Annotated in this window: 18 protein-coding genes and 1 pseudogene; 3 read left to right on the top strand and 16 right to left on the bottom strand. The window is 40.7% G+C overall.

Going from position 1 to position 17,278, the window contains the following annotated elements; translation table 11 throughout:
• Window positions 1-511: 511 nt before the first annotated feature.
• The 10 genes from AC0YNW_RS11140 to AC0YNW_RS11095 form a co-directional block, all read right to left on the bottom strand.
• Window positions 512-1,159 carry an alpha/beta fold hydrolase gene (locus AC0YNW_RS11140; protein ID WP_475832001.1) on the bottom strand — a complete coding sequence of 216 codons (648 nt, stop codon included), beginning with the start codon at window positions 1,157-1,159 and terminating at the stop codon, window positions 512-514.
• A 145-nt stretch (window positions 1,160-1,304) separates the two neighbouring features.
• Complete coding sequence (locus AC0YNW_RS11135; protein ID WP_475832000.1) at window positions 1,305-1,703, bottom strand: alpha/beta fold hydrolase; 399 nt, start codon at window positions 1,701-1,703, stop codon at window positions 1,305-1,307.
• Window positions 1,675-2,061, bottom strand: coding sequence for an alpha/beta fold hydrolase (locus AC0YNW_RS11130; RefSeq protein ID WP_475831999.1), 387 nt, complete (start codon window positions 2,059-2,061; stop codon window positions 1,675-1,677). Before AC0YNW_RS11130 ends, AC0YNW_RS11135 begins: the two co-directional genes overlap by 29 nt.
• Before the next feature lie 16 nt (window positions 2,062-2,077).
• Complete coding sequence (locus tag AC0YNW_RS11125; protein ID WP_475831998.1) at window positions 2,078-3,097, bottom strand: hypothetical protein; 1,020 nt, start codon at window positions 3,095-3,097, stop codon at window positions 2,078-2,080.
• A gap of 53 nt (window positions 3,098-3,150) precedes the next feature.
• On the bottom strand, window positions 3,151-3,621 hold the full coding sequence (locus AC0YNW_RS11120; RefSeq protein WP_475831997.1) for a pyridoxamine 5'-phosphate oxidase family protein: 471 nt from the start codon (window positions 3,619-3,621) through the stop codon (window positions 3,151-3,153).
• Window positions 3,622-3,631: 10 nt separating this feature from the next.
• On the bottom strand, window positions 3,632-4,072 hold the full coding sequence (locus AC0YNW_RS11115; protein WP_475831996.1) for a MarR family transcriptional regulator: 441 nt from the start codon (window positions 4,070-4,072) through the stop codon (window positions 3,632-3,634).
• A gap of 263 nt (window positions 4,073-4,335) precedes the next feature.
• Window positions 4,336-4,962 (bottom strand): type 1 glutamine amidotransferase family protein, encoded by a 627-nt coding sequence (locus AC0YNW_RS11110; RefSeq protein ID WP_475831995.1) that lies wholly within the window; start codon window positions 4,960-4,962, stop codon window positions 4,336-4,338.
• A 109-nt stretch (window positions 4,963-5,071) separates the two neighbouring features.
• Entirely contained in the window at window positions 5,072-6,034 is a 963-nt protein-coding gene (locus AC0YNW_RS11105; RefSeq protein ID WP_475831994.1) for a helix-turn-helix transcriptional regulator, read from the bottom strand.
• Window positions 6,035-6,384: 350 nt separating this feature from the next.
• The gene (locus AC0YNW_RS11100) at window positions 6,385-6,876 is read right to left on the bottom strand and encodes a DUF6985 domain-containing protein (protein WP_475831993.1); all 492 of its coding nucleotides are present in this window, start codon (window positions 6,874-6,876) and stop codon (window positions 6,385-6,387) included.
• A gap of 159 nt (window positions 6,877-7,035) precedes the next feature.
• Window positions 7,036-9,636: an outer membrane protein assembly factor BamB family protein gene (locus AC0YNW_RS11095; protein ID WP_475831992.1), complete on the bottom strand. Its 2,601-nt coding sequence runs from the start codon at window positions 9,634-9,636 to the stop codon at window positions 7,036-7,038.
• A gap of 426 nt (window positions 9,637-10,062) precedes the next feature.
• On the opposite strand from AC0YNW_RS11095, the gene AC0YNW_RS11090 reads away from it, so the two are divergent.
• A complete protein-coding gene (locus tag AC0YNW_RS11090) occupies window positions 10,063-10,242 on the top strand; it encodes a S26 family signal peptidase (RefSeq protein WP_475831991.1) in 180 nt (59 codons plus the stop codon).
• Window positions 10,243-10,368: 126 nt separating this feature from the next.
• Here AC0YNW_RS11090 and AC0YNW_RS11085 read toward each other — a convergent pair.
• The 3 genes and pseudogenes from AC0YNW_RS11085 to AC0YNW_RS11075 form a co-directional block, all read right to left on the bottom strand.
• Window positions 10,369-10,522 (bottom strand): annotated as a pseudogene (locus tag AC0YNW_RS11085) (23S rRNA (uracil(1939)-C(5))-methyltransferase RlmD); the annotation flags it as partial.
• A 285-nt stretch (window positions 10,523-10,807) separates the two neighbouring features.
• Window positions 10,808-11,110 (bottom strand): hypothetical protein, encoded by a 303-nt coding sequence (locus AC0YNW_RS11080; RefSeq protein ID WP_475831990.1) that lies wholly within the window; start codon window positions 11,108-11,110, stop codon window positions 10,808-10,810.
• Complete coding sequence (locus AC0YNW_RS11075) at window positions 11,107-11,310, bottom strand: hypothetical protein (RefSeq protein WP_475831989.1); 204 nt, start codon at window positions 11,308-11,310, stop codon at window positions 11,107-11,109. Before AC0YNW_RS11075 ends, AC0YNW_RS11080 begins: the two co-directional genes overlap by 4 nt.
• A 166-nt stretch (window positions 11,311-11,476) precedes the next feature.
• Between AC0YNW_RS11075 and AC0YNW_RS11070 the strand changes: the two genes are divergently transcribed.
• Window positions 11,477-11,728, top strand: coding sequence for a helix-turn-helix domain-containing protein (locus AC0YNW_RS11070; protein WP_475831988.1), 252 nt, complete (start codon window positions 11,477-11,479; stop codon window positions 11,726-11,728).
• A 615-nt stretch (window positions 11,729-12,343) separates the two neighbouring features.
• Here AC0YNW_RS11070 and AC0YNW_RS11065 read toward each other — a convergent pair.
• The 3 genes from AC0YNW_RS11065 to AC0YNW_RS11055 all read right to left on the bottom strand — a co-directional run bounded on the left by AC0YNW_RS11065 (window position 12,344) and on the right by AC0YNW_RS11055 (window position 16,210).
• Window positions 12,344-13,477 carry an HNH endonuclease gene (locus AC0YNW_RS11065; protein ID WP_475831987.1) on the bottom strand — a complete coding sequence of 378 codons (1,134 nt, stop codon included), beginning with the start codon at window positions 13,475-13,477 and terminating at the stop codon, window positions 12,344-12,346.
• 307 nt (window positions 13,478-13,784) lie between these two features.
• Window positions 13,785-14,726, bottom strand: coding sequence for a BsuBI/PstI family type II restriction endonuclease (locus tag AC0YNW_RS11060; RefSeq protein ID WP_475831986.1), 942 nt, complete (start codon window positions 14,724-14,726; stop codon window positions 13,785-13,787).
• Window positions 14,723-16,210 (bottom strand): Eco57I restriction-modification methylase domain-containing protein, encoded by a 1,488-nt coding sequence (locus tag AC0YNW_RS11055; RefSeq protein WP_475831985.1) that lies wholly within the window; start codon window positions 16,208-16,210, stop codon window positions 14,723-14,725. The genes AC0YNW_RS11060 and AC0YNW_RS11055 overlap by 4 nt, the downstream gene beginning before the upstream one ends.
• A 722-nt stretch (window positions 16,211-16,932) precedes the next feature.
• Here AC0YNW_RS11055 and AC0YNW_RS11050 point away from each other — a divergent pair.
• Complete coding sequence (locus AC0YNW_RS11050; protein ID WP_475831984.1) at window positions 16,933-17,232, top strand: MazG-like family protein; 300 nt, start codon at window positions 16,933-16,935, stop codon at window positions 17,230-17,232.
• The last annotated feature ends 46 nt before the right edge of the window (window positions 17,233-17,278 follow it).

Genomic DNA, 17,278 nt, shown 5'->3' with positions numbered 1-17,278 from the left:
GTTTCGACTAGTTCCACTACGATCTTTACAGACACCGCCTCTCTAACTCCTGGTATTTTTTTAGCATGTCTATCTGTTTTTTTAAGAAACGCTTCTCCGCCTTAACTGTTCCAACTCCGTGCTATAATCAGGCCCTTTCCCATCACTGTATGGTTTGCCCACTGGCTGCTTTAACCGATTCAACTCACTATTGCGATCCCATCTCATCCGTGTTTTCACTTATGTCTTATTTCGAATATGAAGGCGTTTCATGATATGTTCTTGAAGGTGTTTTGATTTGTCTCACGTTATGGGGTCAGTCCCGTTGACAAACCAAACAGCCCCTTACTACTTTAATGAAGTAGTAAGGAGCTATGTGCTGTGCACGTTATAATCATCGGTTATGCATCACAATTAATGATCAATTCAATACATTGATACTACTGCTTCAACATGTGTTGCGTGCCGACTGTTGGAGATTTTCAAAAAAATAAAAACGCCCGACAGCCAGCACATTTTACAAAACCTTACATTAGCCAATTAATTCGTTCAAAACCGTGGACGAGCCAGCAAACCGATAATACAATTTTACCGTACCGTCCGCCTTAACTTCAATCTTCTCGATAAAACGGCTGATCACTTGGCGGGTTACTTCACTGAATTTCAAAGCGGCGTCAATTACTTCCTTGATTTTTGCCAAAATATCTACATCGACAGTTGTGGAAAGCGTGGTCTCTAGCTTTACCTTATTGAGCAAAAGCTCGCTCATTTCTCCATCCTTCGATGAAACGAACATATCATAATCCGCTTTGGTAATGGCATCCTCGAGAAACTTAGAAAGTGCCTTGCTTTTCAATTGGTTAATCGCTTCGAGCTTCTCGTGCTCAATAAGCCATTCTGGCTCAAACTCTTCTACACCAGTCGGATCACAAACACCGCCGGAGCCTATCGTAGTAAGTGTAGCAACTCTCTCAGGATTATTTACAGCAATATATAATCCAACACTTGCCCCTAAGCTGTAACCGATCAAATGTGCCTTGGGAATATTCAAACGATCCATAAATTCAACAATGTCATCTGCGATTTGGGGGGTACTCCATTCAAGACTCTCGCATCTGGTCCTACCATGCCCTCTGAAGTCAGGAAAATAGCATGTATATTTTCTTTGAAAATCAAGCATCTGACTTGCAAAAGCCAGTATACCTCAAGAATAACCACTATGTAAAAAGATAACAGTATCTCCGACACCCATTTTCTCATAAAACATCTCTAAGTCTTTCACCTGAACATACGGCATACCTTCTCCTCCTCAGATCGAATAAAACTCAAAACAAAGGATACGTTTCAAGGAACTTTAAGATGGCATCGTTAACAAATACCGGATTTTCCCTGCTCATGTGAGGTCTTTGACTACACCCCGGCACAATCACATAACGAGAGTTAGGAATTAGCTCAGTCGCTCGCTTAAGGTCTTCCAAAGGTGTAAGTTCGTCATACTGTCCAGCAATAAACAGAGTAGGGCAAGTGATTTTGCTAAGTTGGTCATCGTTAAGCTGCGGTTGTGAACGCCAATCCTTTAACTTTTGCCGCAGAAATTCTTTCCAGTTTCCTTTATGTGCCTCCATATGCCTTTCAATCATCGAATTGATAAAATCCATGCGACCATTTTGTAAAAGCCATTCCGGTTCAAATTCCTCAGATCCAATTGGAAGCAACAAAGCCACATTGACCAATTGAAGTTAATGAAGCAACTCTTTCAGGATGATGGACAGCACAATGAATCGCAACTCCTCCGCCCATCCCATATCCAATAACATGTGCTTTTGAAATGTGATGATGATCCATAAAGCAAATAATGTCTTCAGCATGTTTGGGGGTACTCCATTCTAAGCTGCTACAAATGGTACGACCGTGTCCCCTGAAATCAGGGAAATAACAAGTATTCTTTTTTTGAAAATCAAGCACCTGACTGGCGAAAGCTAATATTCCCCGCGAAAAGCCACTATGTAAAAATAAAACCTGGTCACCGAAGCCCATTTTTTCATAGTACATTTCCACGCTTCCCAATTGCTGATACGGCACCTTTCATACAACTCCTTTAAATTCCTGTTTTAAGACAAAATCCCCATCCGAATACAGTTTCCTTACTTGTAATTTCTGCTCGAATTGTATTAACGCCGGGTCTCCAAGTAACTGGGATCGTTATATGATCCGGGCGAATCCGACCGTCGTGTTCAGGCGGGTTCCACATCCAGATCCCTTTGTATATTTCCTCCTCGTTTATCCATAGCCGTAAAGCATCGCTAAAACCGAAAGAAATTGAAGATTTAGCTTCCTCAGCTACGGTAACGGTACACTTTACTTGTACTGATTTATCATTCTCCGATGTGTACAGCCTATTAATGTTTAATGTACCGTTTTCTTCGGTTGATGCTTTGGTCCAACTAAGTTCATCGGGCTGTGAATTAGAGAAGTATGGCTCCGAAACTAGCCATTCATTGATAAACTCGTCTTTATTTTTTTGATTTATAGTTGGTAGAGAGCTAGGTATTTCCTCAATAGACAGATCTCGTATGTATCCTGGTTTGTATCCCCAAACTCCAATTTTACCGAAAACGTTTCCATGCTGAAGTTCGGAAATCATTAATTGAGGAATAGAGCTATTATCACCAATATAAACTTTTGCAGAATGCCTTTGCACATCAATAGTAAATTTAACCCAGTCCCCGACAGTATATGGTGTATAGGATAAATAGTCTGGTCCATTATAAATTTGCCACGTTGTTGATCCATTCATTACGGGATCATACTGAATTTGCCCGATTCCATTATTATCACCGGGAGATAAATAAACTAACTCGTAATTTTCGGAATCGCGTGCTCCAAAAACAAGTCCAATAAAGCCTGGCTCCGGCAAAGCCACTGAAGCTTGCAAGCGGAACGATTCGAACTGAAAATCACTGTTTATGAATGCTGCCGCTCCTTTCTTATTAAGATGTAATGCTTTGATATTTTGCCATTCGCCTATAATGGCATCCGAATCTCCGAGATCAAGCTGCTGTAAATTCTCTACCAAGCTCCAAGACTGCTTCTTTAATTTTTGATTTCCTTCGCTCATTTGTGCTTCCTCCGTTTACTTTCAAATAATCATCCAAGTTTTTAAAAATGCTATCAATGTGTTATAACGGTGCTTTGCGACCGTAACCCCTCAATATTCTGAACATCAAAGGTAAACTTAGTGAGATTCTTGTAATAGTTACCTGTTTTTGCAGTGAATTTTAAAACACAGTAGTCCGGGTCATCAATGCCAAGTGGATAGTATTTTAGGCTTGTCTCATCATCCCAGAGGTCTTGTCTGCGCTCTCTATCTATACAAATTTCCATATCTCCAACAAGCATTAGCCCATTTTTCTTCCCAACAAAATAAAGGCTAGCTTTTGAGTTATTCTTAAACTGCTCAACACGCATGGATGATGTATTGGTTGAAAACCAAAAAGACTGCAGCCCATCATGCTTCGTTTTGAACATCTGCTTTGAGTTTGGGTAACCATTCTCATCAACGGAACTGACAATGATGGCAGTTACTTCGTTCACCAAATCAAAAATTCCATTTACCGTCTCATTTATCAATATTGTTTGCAAGGTTGTGTATTCACTCCTCGTGTTCCTTTAGATTTTTCAAAACCCGTTCAAGCATACGGTCAAATTGGATAATTTCATCATCCGAAAAACCTGTATAAAAAAGTTCGTTCATTTGTGCAGAAACAGCCTTATAGCTCACATCCAGTGCCTTTGCTTTTTCCGTAAGAGTAATTCTTATCTGTCTCCTGTCATTCAAGTCGAAATTACGCTTGATATTCCCTTTTTCCTCCATGCGGTCAAGCATACTTGTAAGAGTTGTTTTGGCTAAGGATGTTCTTTCTCCAAGTTGGCTGATTGTTAAATTATCTTCTTGCCAGAGTACAAACAATATTCGTCCATGAGCACCATTAAAATCGTCAATACCATTGTCCTTTAAAAGTTTTTCAAATATCCTACCTTGAACTTGTTTGATCTGGGATATTAAAAATCCCCCTCTTGTATCTCCAATCATCACCAACACCTCATTATATAGTATAGTCCTATATAGGACTATCAGTCAATTTTTTCGTGCTTTATTCTCCCAACTGAGCTAATTTCCTTGGTTAATTATTCATTTCTTTGAGTTGTAAAACAGGTATTGACGCACGTCCAAGCCCACAAAAAGCCCAAGCGCTAACTACGCCTGAGCTTCAACAGCTAGGTAAATGTGGCTTCAATATACTATTTCCTGATAAGCAACACACAGCACTCCACATGTGTTGTATCCCTATACTATCATTGGATTGAGCTCATTAGCTCGTAGAAGTATTCAGGTTCATGAGTTTTGTTAAGACGATACCAAGCGTCTAATGTTTTGGGAGAAAATACATCTAGCACTTTTAAAACATGAACAGAAAATTCTAATGGAGCTACTCCGGATGCAGTGACCAATCTCTCATCGGTGACAGCAGATTCCACCTTGTAATATTCTTCGCCCGTGTAAGAATGACAAATCATTTTAAGGTAGGCCAAATCATTGCTTGTGTGCCAACGTGAATCTAACAATCCTGCTTGAGCAAGTCCTATGGTAGCACCGCAAATTGCTCCAACTACTATCCCTTCCTTTAAACACATCTCGGCAATTTTTAATATGGGTGCGTGAACAGCTTCTGTCCATGTATTCCCACCAGGTAAAATTAGTGCATCTATGCTTTTAATGCTGCACTCATCCACTTTAACATCAGGCATTATTTTCAATCCGCCCATTGTAGTTACTGGAGTCTTTTCTAATCCAACGGTGACTATTTTTACTGGAGCCACCCCTTGTCTGAAGTATCTTCCAGAGTTCAGTTCGGCGGCTAAATAACCGATTTCCCAATCGGACATGGTATCAAACACATAAAGATATACTGTACTTTTCATTTTTAGCTCTCCTCATAAAGTTCATTAGGTAACAGCAACCTTTCATCTATAATGAGTGGTTATCTTTATAATAAAACAACTTCACTGACAGCTACTGTCAGTGAAGTTGTTAAGCTTGATAATATTCCATCATCTCTGAAGCAACAGCTACAAGTTTATCCTTTAGATTTTGTGGTTCAATTACTTTAATGGATTTCCCGTAAGATAAAATGATGTAAGGTATATGTGCATACATTATGTCTTCCTCTAGTAAAAAGTTTGCTTGCGTTGAAGTTCGCTCTTGCAAATGATGCTCTAAAAACCAATGCATGCATAAATCATCTAACGCCTCTGCCCTGCCACTTATAATTACAGAAATTAATCCCGATTTACCTAGTGCATCTGGCAACAGATTTTTCATAAAAAAAGTACGCGCTGAAAATTCATTGGGACGCCTAAATGAGAATGGCGTGCGTGTGATGTGTAGAATTCGTTCTGCCCTAAAGCTGCGAATCTCATTCCGTAGGTGGCAAAATGCAACTGTGTACCACTTATTGTTCCAGTTAACCACACCATAGGGGTCTATTACCCTATTTTGAGATTGCTTTTCACGACTGTTGCGATAAGAAATTTCTACAGACCATTCATTTGCTACAGCTTGCTCCAATTCCAATAATACCGTCTGCACCGCAGGATATCCCCTGCGGTTTATGACTTCAAATCCAGCTATGTGATGGCTTAATATACTTTCCTGCTCCTGATTCGAATACATTTTTAACTTGGATGTTGCATTCTCTAATGTCGCACTCAAAGGATATCCAGCTTCTTTTGCAAATATTGCAGCATGAAGCAGTGTCTTTTTTTCATCCATACTAAATAGCAGAGGAGATTTGATAAATTTGTGCAGTAAGCTATATCCGCCATTGTGACCTGCGTCAGATATGATAGGGACACCACTGGCACATAGAGCATCAATATAACGATAAACTGTCCTTATATTTATCTCTAACTTTTCGGATATTTGTTTTGCAGTCAATTTCTCTCCTGAATTCAACATCCATAGAATAGTTAGCATATTATCGTTTTTTGGCATAACATAACCCTCACCTTTGATTAACACTATTCTTAAATTCTAACAAATACTTTAACGCACGGAACGCCCCAATTTTGAAAAACGCAGCCCCGACGGACTGCGGCGTTTATCGTGTATGGTGGACCTTAGCGGGATCGAACCCCTGACCTCATCGCTGCCAGCGAAGCGCTCTCTAAGCTGGGGTAAGTCTTCTAAACCTTCATCAACATTACATTTGAGCGAACCTGTTACATCTCATTTTCGAACCATTAATACGACCGACTCCATAATTTATTTTCTCAAAGAATATAAGAGTGGAAAGTCCTTGTCTGTAATTAGTCCTTCATTCAACGCATGATTATGGTCTGCAACTAGTCGTTTTCTTTCCAAATTGCATGTTCCCCATAACCTAGAAACTCACGTACTTCAAGAACTTCCTTGGCTTTGATAATAATTTCAATACCATCTTCAAATTCCCATTCCATACCAGCCGAAATGCTTGCGCCAAATAGGGTATCATTTTTATCATAAGGATTTCTGTAGATATAAATATCGCTTACTGAAATAAAACGTAAGATATCCCTGCCCTGAGCATCCGCCAAACCATCTAGACATTTCATATCTGGATAACAATCTGTCAGTATATTATCTTTCCAAACGCACATTTTTTCACATAATTCGTCGACAGTTTCATCGGGTAGATTATTCAAAAAATTTTCGATATAAGACTCCGCTTCGTCTAAACTTATGTCTTCCTCTCTAAAATGGTATTCAATGCGTTCATTAGACAAAACAAACAAGCCGAATCCTGAAGTAGCTTCTCCGTTTGATGCGTAAATGTCATCCTCTTTTCCAACATTCACTAAATGAAATTTTCTATTAATCGGATATTCCCTCCAAAAATATAGTAGCGGTAAAACGATGACTGATGGAAACTATATCGAATTCATATGCAAGGAAATCAATGGATAGGTATCTGAAAGCTACTATGCGATATAATCCGTTTGATCTGAGCGAATCCATCACTCAGCGTCAAAATTCTTAACCTTCGTAAAGTAACCATTGCTTGAACCCAGATATAATGCGCCGTCCAGTCCGGTGATCATCCCGTACTCGAAATACGGATAAGGCGAATCAATCCCGCCTGCTCTGGCATCGCTCAGTCTCCAGGCAATCGACCCGTCGGCCTTGTTCAAGGCGACTACATCGCCGGCATGATTGTTGACAAGCAAATAGTCCCGATAAGGCACAAAAGCACTGCTGTTTACATCCGTCTCCCAGATGACTTTGCCTGTGGCAAGCTGCGCCATTCGAACGTGTTCGTTTATCGAATAATAGATATAGCCGCCGTCCACTTTTCCGCGCCACCCGCTGCCGTTAACCGTCCAGATCGCGTCGCCGCTCTTGGTTTCAATTAGGGACGTAGCGGTGTCCCCGCTCAAGTGCAAGGGCTTGCCGTCCCGCGACTTCACCTGAAGGATATACCGGTCATTGATATGGGAGTAAATATAATGGCCTTCTTCGTAAGGCAAACTCAGCTTCGCCTTGCCTGTTGCGATTTCGGTCAGCACCCACGCGTCTCCAGAAAACGTCCATACTTCTCCGGCGCTCGGCTTAAAGTTCCGCCCGTCACCGCCAAGACCGTGTGATGTTCTGAGTTCCCTCTTCCTGTTCGTCCATGCGGTCTTGCCACTGATCGGGTCAAGCCCGATCACACCCGCGCTGATGCCGCCATCGAGTCCGTACGGCCCGATCTGAGCCAGCAAGCGCGACTCGGCAAAGTAGCCGGTATGCAGATAGACGGCCTGATCGAAGGATCGCTCCCACATCGGTTCACCGCTATCCATCTCCCACGTCTCAATTTTCCCTCGCCTGCCGCCTGAGTCATCGCCAAGCTCCACGCCTACAGCCAGCGTCTGCCCGGCTGCGGCGATCCCGATGCCCCAAACATGGTCTTTATCGGTCGCATATCGCAGTTCTTTCTCCCAGCGTTTCTCCCCGGTCTGCGTGTCGATCACATGGACTCTGTAGATCGTCTTCCCCTCATATTCAGGATTGGAATCATAGCTCATGAAGGCGATATACTTTTCATTCTCAGACATCACATAGCCGATGAGACTGAAATCCAGATCGACCTGCCATACCTTCGCGCCCGAGTGACGATTAACCGCATACAAGTTGGAGTCGTAATGCATCCCGCTGAATCCGCCGTCATGACCGGCGATGAGCAGCAAATTTTCCGCCTGCCCAATCAGGAAATTGTACGCCATATCGCTTTGAACGCGCCATTGCCAATCGAGTCTACGCGATGCGATGGATGGATGCTCGGCATCCTCTGCTTCAAAGACGTATTCGCGAAGTCCCCCGTCTTCATCCCACGTCACGACAAGCAGCGTTTCTGCATGTTCATACCGCCATTGTTCCAGCGTCTTCATCGGCTCGCCAGTAGGCATCACATTATTAGAAGTCTCGATAAAATGGGGCTCGCCGAACACTTCACGAATGCGCTTCTTGGACTCCCCAAGCCGCAACAGGCTGTTCACGGCTATTTCGAGCAAGGTGGAATCAAGCTCTGTGTCTGCGGACAAGAGCGGCGTATATCGGCTGCCCGCCTCATCATCTGAACGCAAGAGTGACTTCTTGATCCATACCAATCCGGGAGATTGGCCGGCTTTCTTCGACAACGGCGCGACGGCACCATAATAATCGCCGTACTCTTCAAAGATATAGATGGAATCCCCCTGCACCAGTTCTGCCACGGACAACCCCGAATTCGGGTACCATTCCGCCGTGCCCGATCCGGTCATAATCATTCGTTTCGGTTTGATCTCTCTGATTTCCATCGCTTTCTCGGTCAGATACCATAAAGGCACCCAACCGCGGCTACCCTCTAGGTCCAACTCGGCGAAGTGCGCCATCAACGATTTGATTTGATACGATTCCGACATGCTTGTCAAGAATGCAAACTGCGGCGTTGGCGCGGATTTCAGGTCGAACGCCGCTCCATTGCGCTTCACGCCGACTGTTTGTCCGATCTTGATCCCGTTCTTGGCGGCCAGCCGGCTGTCCTCCGACGATGACCCGGGTAAATTTCCGAAGGCCGGAATATAGTTATGTACATTGCCGTCCGCGTCTTCATAATATAAGACCGCATAGATCAGCTTGCCTTCTTTGGACCATTCAAGGAACAATTGCGCCTGCAGCACATCATTCTGAAATGCGGTTAAATCCGGCGTAATCAGGCCCTCACCCTCCCGAAAAACAAAACGGTAATCCTTATTCGCGTAATCATAGCGCCATATATCGACTTCGATCCATTGTCCGTTCAGGTAATCGCTCAACGTATAGACATCATAAGCCGGGCCCAATTGTCGCGTGGCTTCCTGCTGCGTCATCCCAGCATGGAGAAGACGGCTGATTTGGGCTGTCGTTCGCAGCGCACTGCCCTCTACTGCCGAAGACTGCAACGGTTGCTCCCAATCCGCCTGACCATCCCGCAATGCCATATCCGGCCGGACGCCAATCGGGTCGTCCGCCGCAGGTCGCTTGTCCTCGCATCCTCCGGCTAAGGCCGCTGCCGTCAACCCTATCATTAGAACCGCAATCCACCTGATATGTACCATCACCGCGCCTCCGTCCAACGTTATATTTGATACTTAGAGCTTGCTAAGAAACGCCCTCTTTCATATGCAATCCATTCGCTCGAACGTAATTTGCCAATCCGATGAACCAATTTCCGGCTAGGAGTCAACCATAGGGGGTTCCCGCTCTCTTTTCTGTACGGTTTTTCCTTTTTTCTGTTCAGCTTCGAGCCGTTAATTCGCTCTTTTTCTCGCTTAAGTAAGTCGGAAATCCGTTTTGCTTCGTCGTTATCACCTATTCAATAGACGCGTCAGAATGAAGATATGTTGCCTGTTTGCTTGTGTGCGAAGAGGGCTTTGCTCGTTAAGCCGGGAAGAAAGTCGTCAAGCCTAACGGAAACAGGTTTACACGGAAACTGGCACTGTAAAAAATAATATACTTTATTGTTGAGAAAATAATATGGATGGATGATTATCAGTTTGGTGATTGGAAAGTTACTTAAACGAGCCAATTCGGTCCGATTACAGTCCCGAAAACAAATACTTTTTTTAGGTGACAACCGTAATGAAAGTTCGGACTCTCATTTGTGGGCTAACCCTTTCGTGCATAAAGAAAAGTTGATAGGGAAGGTAGTTTTAAAAATTTGAACGCATTTAATTGATAAAAGGGATCTAAGGTAAACTTTTTACTATCTTAGCTTCGCTCTGTTAACGAGATGAGTCAATGATTTCGTGAAATAGAACTTCAACGAGTAGGTTAAATGTGGCTCTACATCACTGCGTTCTTACTAGAGATACATAGCACTCCATGAACCGTCCAAGGAAACATATCCACCGGAGTTACTTCCACCGTCTTATACCCGCCATCCTCCAGGATGCGCTGATCACGCGCGAGTGTGGACGGGTTGCAGCGGACGTAGGCGCTTCGGCTGGAGCTCGAGATTGTCTTCTGCGGCGTCGAGGTGTAGCGCTTAAGTGACGCATTAAGGATTTTATTCAATTGCTTCTGAGCCTACAATTTTCACGCCGTTGATCGCTTGCATGGACTGAAAACGACGGTGTTCATCAGTAAGGATATCAATCACCGGTATTATCTCCTTCATAATGAGATTTTTGCAAGCAACACCTTGGATTTCATTGTAAAATTATTTACTCCCCAAAAACAACTGATGTACAAGCTGCTCAGATGTGGGCAGTTCCTTCATTTATACTTTTATTCTCCCGTCTCCTGTTCATCATCAATTATTAACGCCATTATGACATATGCAAGCTGTGCTCCGTCCTGCATCCCCTGCCAGTACAAGTATTCATTCTCCATTTCTTGCTTATAATGACTTATATCTTCCCATTCAGAGAATTCCGGTTTATTTATAATAGTTGGATCTGAAAATAGCCTTTGAAAAGCCAAGTCCTTTTCTTCCCGTATTCTCTTAAACTCAGGATCGAGTGCTACGCGTGCAAAAACATCATCCAATCTGCTTTGTAGGACACTTTTAAACCATGTCGGAAGCTTCAAGGCATGTTCCTCCTCGCATAGTGTCCTCCTGATTTTTTGAGCTTTGTTAGATGTAGTCGCAACATTAACTTATCTACTTCCCGGCTAATGGCTAGAAGCTCTTCATGTTCAGACAGTGGAATAACTTGTTCAATCAACGTTTCGCCAATTGTATTCATCTTGCGCCTTTCCTGCTCTATTCTTTCATGCAAGTAAAGCATTTGTTTAGCCTCCTTTTTCTCATCTGATCAACGTAGGCACACTATTCCCGAAATTGTATTTTTGGATTTAATGCGATATTCGGTTTATTTCATTTTAATGCGATATTCGCATTAAAACAATAGTGTCTTTTCGTACAATTTGAGTAAAATGAGAGGAGACACATAAATGAAGCATCGAAAAGAACCTCCTGGCGACAAAAATATTATCGGTCTACGAGTCCTCAAGATGCGTAAAGCAAAAGGGATGAAGCAGAAGGAATTCTTGGCCAGATTGCAAACACTCGGGCTAGATATCAGTCCAACCAGCCTTTCACGTTTGGAAGGTCAGCATCGACTTGTCCAAGATTATGAAATATTAATCATCGCCAGGGCTTTAGAAATTTCTGTTGGTGAATTGCTGGGTGAGGAAACCGAGTAATGACAGTAGACTCTATAACCCTTCGCAGCGCAATACTATCTGCCATTACAGGTATTATCCGTACTTACAAGATAATGTCTCTCCTCATGATCAACGGAGCCAGTCTTCTGCCGATTTCTCCTCGAATGGGCCGCAAATAATCATAATCTATTTTTCTGAACAACTATAGACAAGAACCTTTGCATCACTTACAAGCTCTAAGCATGTCCAGCATATATTCCATATCTGCATTGCTGTTCAAGTTATCCTAATAATGAATCATAAAAAGCCTATGCAATAGTTGCATAGACTTTTTCCATAAGTAATTGGCATAGATAGTGAATTTCTAAATTCTGCTTAAAGGCTCTTGTCAATATGCGGTTTCTATAATGACTAGTTCCTCCAGAGCAAACTAGAACTGTAACTCACTTGTTGAAGATTAGTAATTTGCTCGCCACAGTGCTACGCAATACCGTTACTTCTGTTCTGACCAACAGTGAGCATTCTCCACAGTGTTGAGTTTACAGAGTGAACAAGTTTTTTTTTAATGAAACAGCATTTGCTTCTCTAACATTCTCGGGATATACAGATTGCTCACACCTACTCAACTATTTTTTATAAGTTATAGAATTTAATTCAAATCGATAGCCTAAAGTCTTCTATTTTCTGCCTTAAAACAGCTTCAGGCTCTCTATTGCTAAGCTTCTCAAGTAACATTTGTTCTATGTCATTATCATTTAGTACAATGATAAGTTTTTTCTCCAAAGCCCAAACTTCCCGTAAGGTATATATTGTATTTTCACTTGTACCATAACGAGTGATAATGATACCGAATAATCCAGTTCCATGTGGTTTTAGATAGTTTGCCATCTGTAAAACTTCTTTTTTCGTTATACCTTTATTGTAATTCTTAGCATCAATCACTATGTAGTCGGCAAGATATCTATTACTGAGATATGACCAAAAACCAGTTTCAGAATAGTTAGGAAGTATGAAGTCTCGTCTATTCACAGAAAAAAAATCAGAGTTTTCTTGAAGTGGACTTCTTAGAGGTGGGCAAATAAGATACTCTAATATTTCTCCGATCAGTCTCTGGTATACACTCCATTGGTCTCTTCCTGGATTGCAATTCCTTAATCTTTCAATGAACTCGTATTCAACTTTTTTTCGTTCTTGTGATGACAAAATTAATTTTTGGAAATATGGATGTTCCAGTGCCTTGATTTGTTGTGAAAACTCTTTGCGTAAATATTCCGCGTCCCAGATTTCTATATTTTGCTCCTTTAACAAATTGACACTTTCTTCAGATAATATTCCCGGAATAAGTAGCGTAAACGCACTATTTCTCTTCAATTCCCTAATTTTATTAAATCTTTCAATAATACGATTAATTCTATCAAGCGTAAAAGAAGTATGGAATTTGACCTCAATAATCGTTTCAACTATTTTATCATTATCTAGCTGTTGCACCATTATATCAGCTATAAAGTGGTCTCCAATTTTATAGTCTCTAAGAACTCTTGTAAACTTCTCACTTTTTATAAAAATATTGAACATATATTGTTCAAATTCGAAGCCTTTAATATTATTACTTAAGAAATAGTTGCATTCTCGACAAGTTAATACTAGATTTTCAATACTGTTATTTCTGCCCGCAGCCTTAGGCAGAATATGTTCGATTGTTACCATTTCAAGATCACTTATTAGTTTTCCGCAATTTGCACATTTTCCATTTTGAAGATCAAATAAACTACTTTTTATACCCTTCATTCTATTATCCCCCTTTTCAAATACCTCATTAGGTACCGTAACCCACTGGTGAAACAGATGAACGAAACTTCTTGATGGATAAGCATCGCAAGGATCAAAACTGGTCTCGTGAAGTTCAGAATCGAAATAGTCATTTGTTTGATCTTGATGAATTACTCACTCCCTATGTTTTGAATAGTTAGAGTCAAAACATATTACAATAATTTTGGATCAGCCTACTCTTTGGAAGTCTAGCATTTCCCTATACATACTAGAGGATAAAAGAAAAAAAGCCAAGCTCTCGCTACGGCTCATTCATAAAATAAAATCAGTATGGTCCTAAAAACCTTATTCCATTAAAGTGAATTAGATGGGACGGGGCATCCGCAACCCATACTTCGGTTTCCCATGCAATGTCACTCAGATATCTTGCCATAACAGATCTGTTTGGAAAGGCTGTAACATATACAATCCCTGCTGAAGAACTTTCAAATAACTTAGCTAGCTCATCATGTCGTTTTCCATTAACAGGTCCGTGACTTGTTACTGATTCGACCAGTAACAGCCAGTCCTTCTCAGGATAATAAATGACGACATCTGGCATCTTTCCATGGGAGTCAAGCGTAACTCCAAGTTTACTTAACAAATCTTCATCGAAATATTTCCCACCAGTATCCCCAGCATATATCAGAATCCCCCCTGGTGCATAACGTGCGGCAAAATCTTCAATGATTGCTTTTATTAACTCACTATGTTCACCTTGGCTCAACATAATTTGCTTTCCAGGAGCAACCTGTACAGGTATTCTGTTTTGCTCCCGTTCTTTGGCATACCGTTCCACGAGCGTTTGTCTTGTCGCAAGATATGATTCTAAAGAAGCATCCCATTCATGAGTACCAAACTTCCTGACAAGCTTTAATGCCTCAGGTTCAATTTGATAAACGGCTTTGGGACTGTTGACTGCTCTGGTTGGCTTGTCAGGGTTATATAAAGAAATACCTGCAAAGATAAATTGGTGCATCGTTTGGCGTCTAAATGTTTCTCGAGTATTGGGAGCATACTCTCTGCCATAATTCGTCCGACTGAAGTCCATCATTGGAGTAATACCGATTAATGGATTTTCTGCATCTGGCCAAGACTTATCAGGTGTAATATTCAAAATGGCTAATAAGCAAAGAGCAGATCGATCATTAAGCTGTGCTCTAGGTAAACCAAGAGCTTTGAGTATATCTAATGCCTGTTCAATATTAGGATGGTTGCCATCTGTCATAAAATATCCTCCAACTTTTGATTAAGTTCCTCTTGCTCTATCTTACCAGAGTAGGACATAACCCATCTACCAAGTTTTTCAAGTTTTTCACGACTTGGAAACTTCATGGTTCTAAGATCAGTTGCATTCACCTGTGTATGTCCATTAAAAACCCTGAAGTATTTATCGACAGCGGTAGAATTCAGGTATGCATACAGTCCGAAAGCCAATTCTCCCGGAATACCTTTCTTTTGGAAATGGAGAACATTCAGTCCGTTTTCGAAGCCAACTACGGGATAATCAACACTTTGAGGACTTAATACCCCCGCAACTACTCTACGCCTTTCCTCTTTCGAGGAGAAACGTTTTACAACTGTATAATAACCATTAGGATATAACCACTTTTCAATAACATCGTCTCTAACTATTGCATTTGACTTTTTCATAACCTTTGGGTATTCCGTCTGGGAACCAACAAAGTGATTGGGATAAAATAAAGGCACTGTACCTTCTTCCGGCATATCCCTCAAATAGCTTTTTACTCGGAAATCGACTATTGGTCCTGTAGAAACTTCCACACCGATTTCTTTAAGCGAAAAACAAACAGACGGATACTTTTCTATAATACTTTCCTCATTTGAGGTTGGGATATGAATAAACACCTCCGAATCCATAGGCTGGACAATTTTCTTAAAAGGATAACTATTCTCTACATAATCAGTAAAACTATCATCCCTTGAAGTTGAAATTGTAACATCACCTTGAACCCTTCCACGCTCCAGCATCATAATAACATTTTCTTGTAATACTTCATCGTCCTTAAATGCCTTATCCCGCGAATCAAACAAGTGCATGTGTATTATCGCCGTCTTATCTAAGAGAAGTTGACGAAAAGGACGAAAATATGGTCCGTTACAGAAGCTTCTCGGAATTATTGCAACAATCTGTCCATTTTTTTCCATTAACTCAATTGCAAGACCAACAAAGGCAGAATATAAATTGACAGTTTCAATACCAACATTTCGTAAAAGCATGCGATGCCGAGATGAACTCATAATTTTCTTATATGGTGGATTCAAAATTGCATGAGTAAAGCGAGTTTTTTCACCTTCAAGTAAACTATTTTCATCAAGTAGAATATTGGTCGCCCATTCTATAAAATCTTTATCAATTACATTGCTGCTAAGTTTTATTTTTCCATCAAATAAAGATAATGATGATAAGAGTCGCGTTCTTAAAATCTCATCTATTTCAACAACATTGACATTAGCAGTATCACTCAATTTTTCAGTTACAAGACGATCTAAAAATGCACTAGTTAAAACCCCAATTCCTGCTCCCGCGTCTAATATTTTTGGACTAGTCATTGTTTGTTTATCAAAAAGGGATGCCATAAATTGGGCAACACTTGATGGAGTCAAATATTGACCCAACTCGGATTTACGTTTGAGTAATGGATTAACAGCCACCCGTTCTTTATCTAAAGTCTCAAGTATTTTCATCATGATTGCACCTCTTGATTACGCAAATTTACGTATTTCATCTTAATTTAGTATCAAGCCTTACTCCATTCAAATCATTCTGCATAGTAGCCTACATCAATATACAATAAAAATCCCCGAGGGTGTTCCCCATCGAGGATTTTGCCGATGCTTTCGGACAAATATAATAATACTACAATGCCTAGATCTAGGCAATTATGCTGTCCTATAAAGAGATCATAAAAGTTATTACTGCTTGTCGGAATATTCCCTTAATGCATTTATATTAAAGTTCACATAGATGACATTTCTGAGTGCTACCCTAAATATTCGGCTTAATCAACAAATCAGTATAGCCACATTAAATTATCTAAGAAGGTTAGGTTTACTTCAGATTCCTCAGCAATGCACTAAGAATTTTGACTATTTTAAATTTCGAACGGATATCCATTATGAAAATACAATCATTCATTAACTAATAATCGCCTTATATGCAAATCGGGCTTAATTACTTTTACCCCAACATTGCGTAGATATCAAGAACAAGTGTATAGCCCATTCGCTTAAGCTTGTGCTTTCATCCCTGAACTAGTTCTTATACAATACTGTCAGGTGGAAAGTTATCTAGACCTACCATAGATAAACTCAATCTGTTCAGCATTCTGAGTAGACAATTTACTATGTCTATATAATAATCAACATGAAGTATCGTAATCACAATAAATAATAAAGGACGACGATAAAAGATGCAAATATCAGAATTGCAAAAGCAAATTAATGAGTTCAGTATTGCCAAGGGATTTGATAAGTCAACAATTGAACAAAGAGCACTTTTTCTCGTTACTGAAGTTGGTGAGATGGTTAGGGAACTACTACATATATCTTACCATCCTGATCGTGATAACATTGATGAAATTAAAAAATATCTTGGACTAGAAATGTACGATATAGTTTGGAATATATGTGACCTTGCTAATAAATTGGATATTAGCCTTGAAAGATCATTCTTGGAGAAGACTGAAATTAACAAAACTAGAACATGGTAAGATACACTAGGAAACAATAAAAATTCTATTTTCTGCACTCCATTGT

It is taken from the genome of Paenibacillus sp. J31R120 (genome assembly GCF_056269225.1).
The sequence above is the reverse complement of the archived record's forward strand: the minus strand, read 5'-3'. Positions and strand labels throughout refer to the sequence as shown.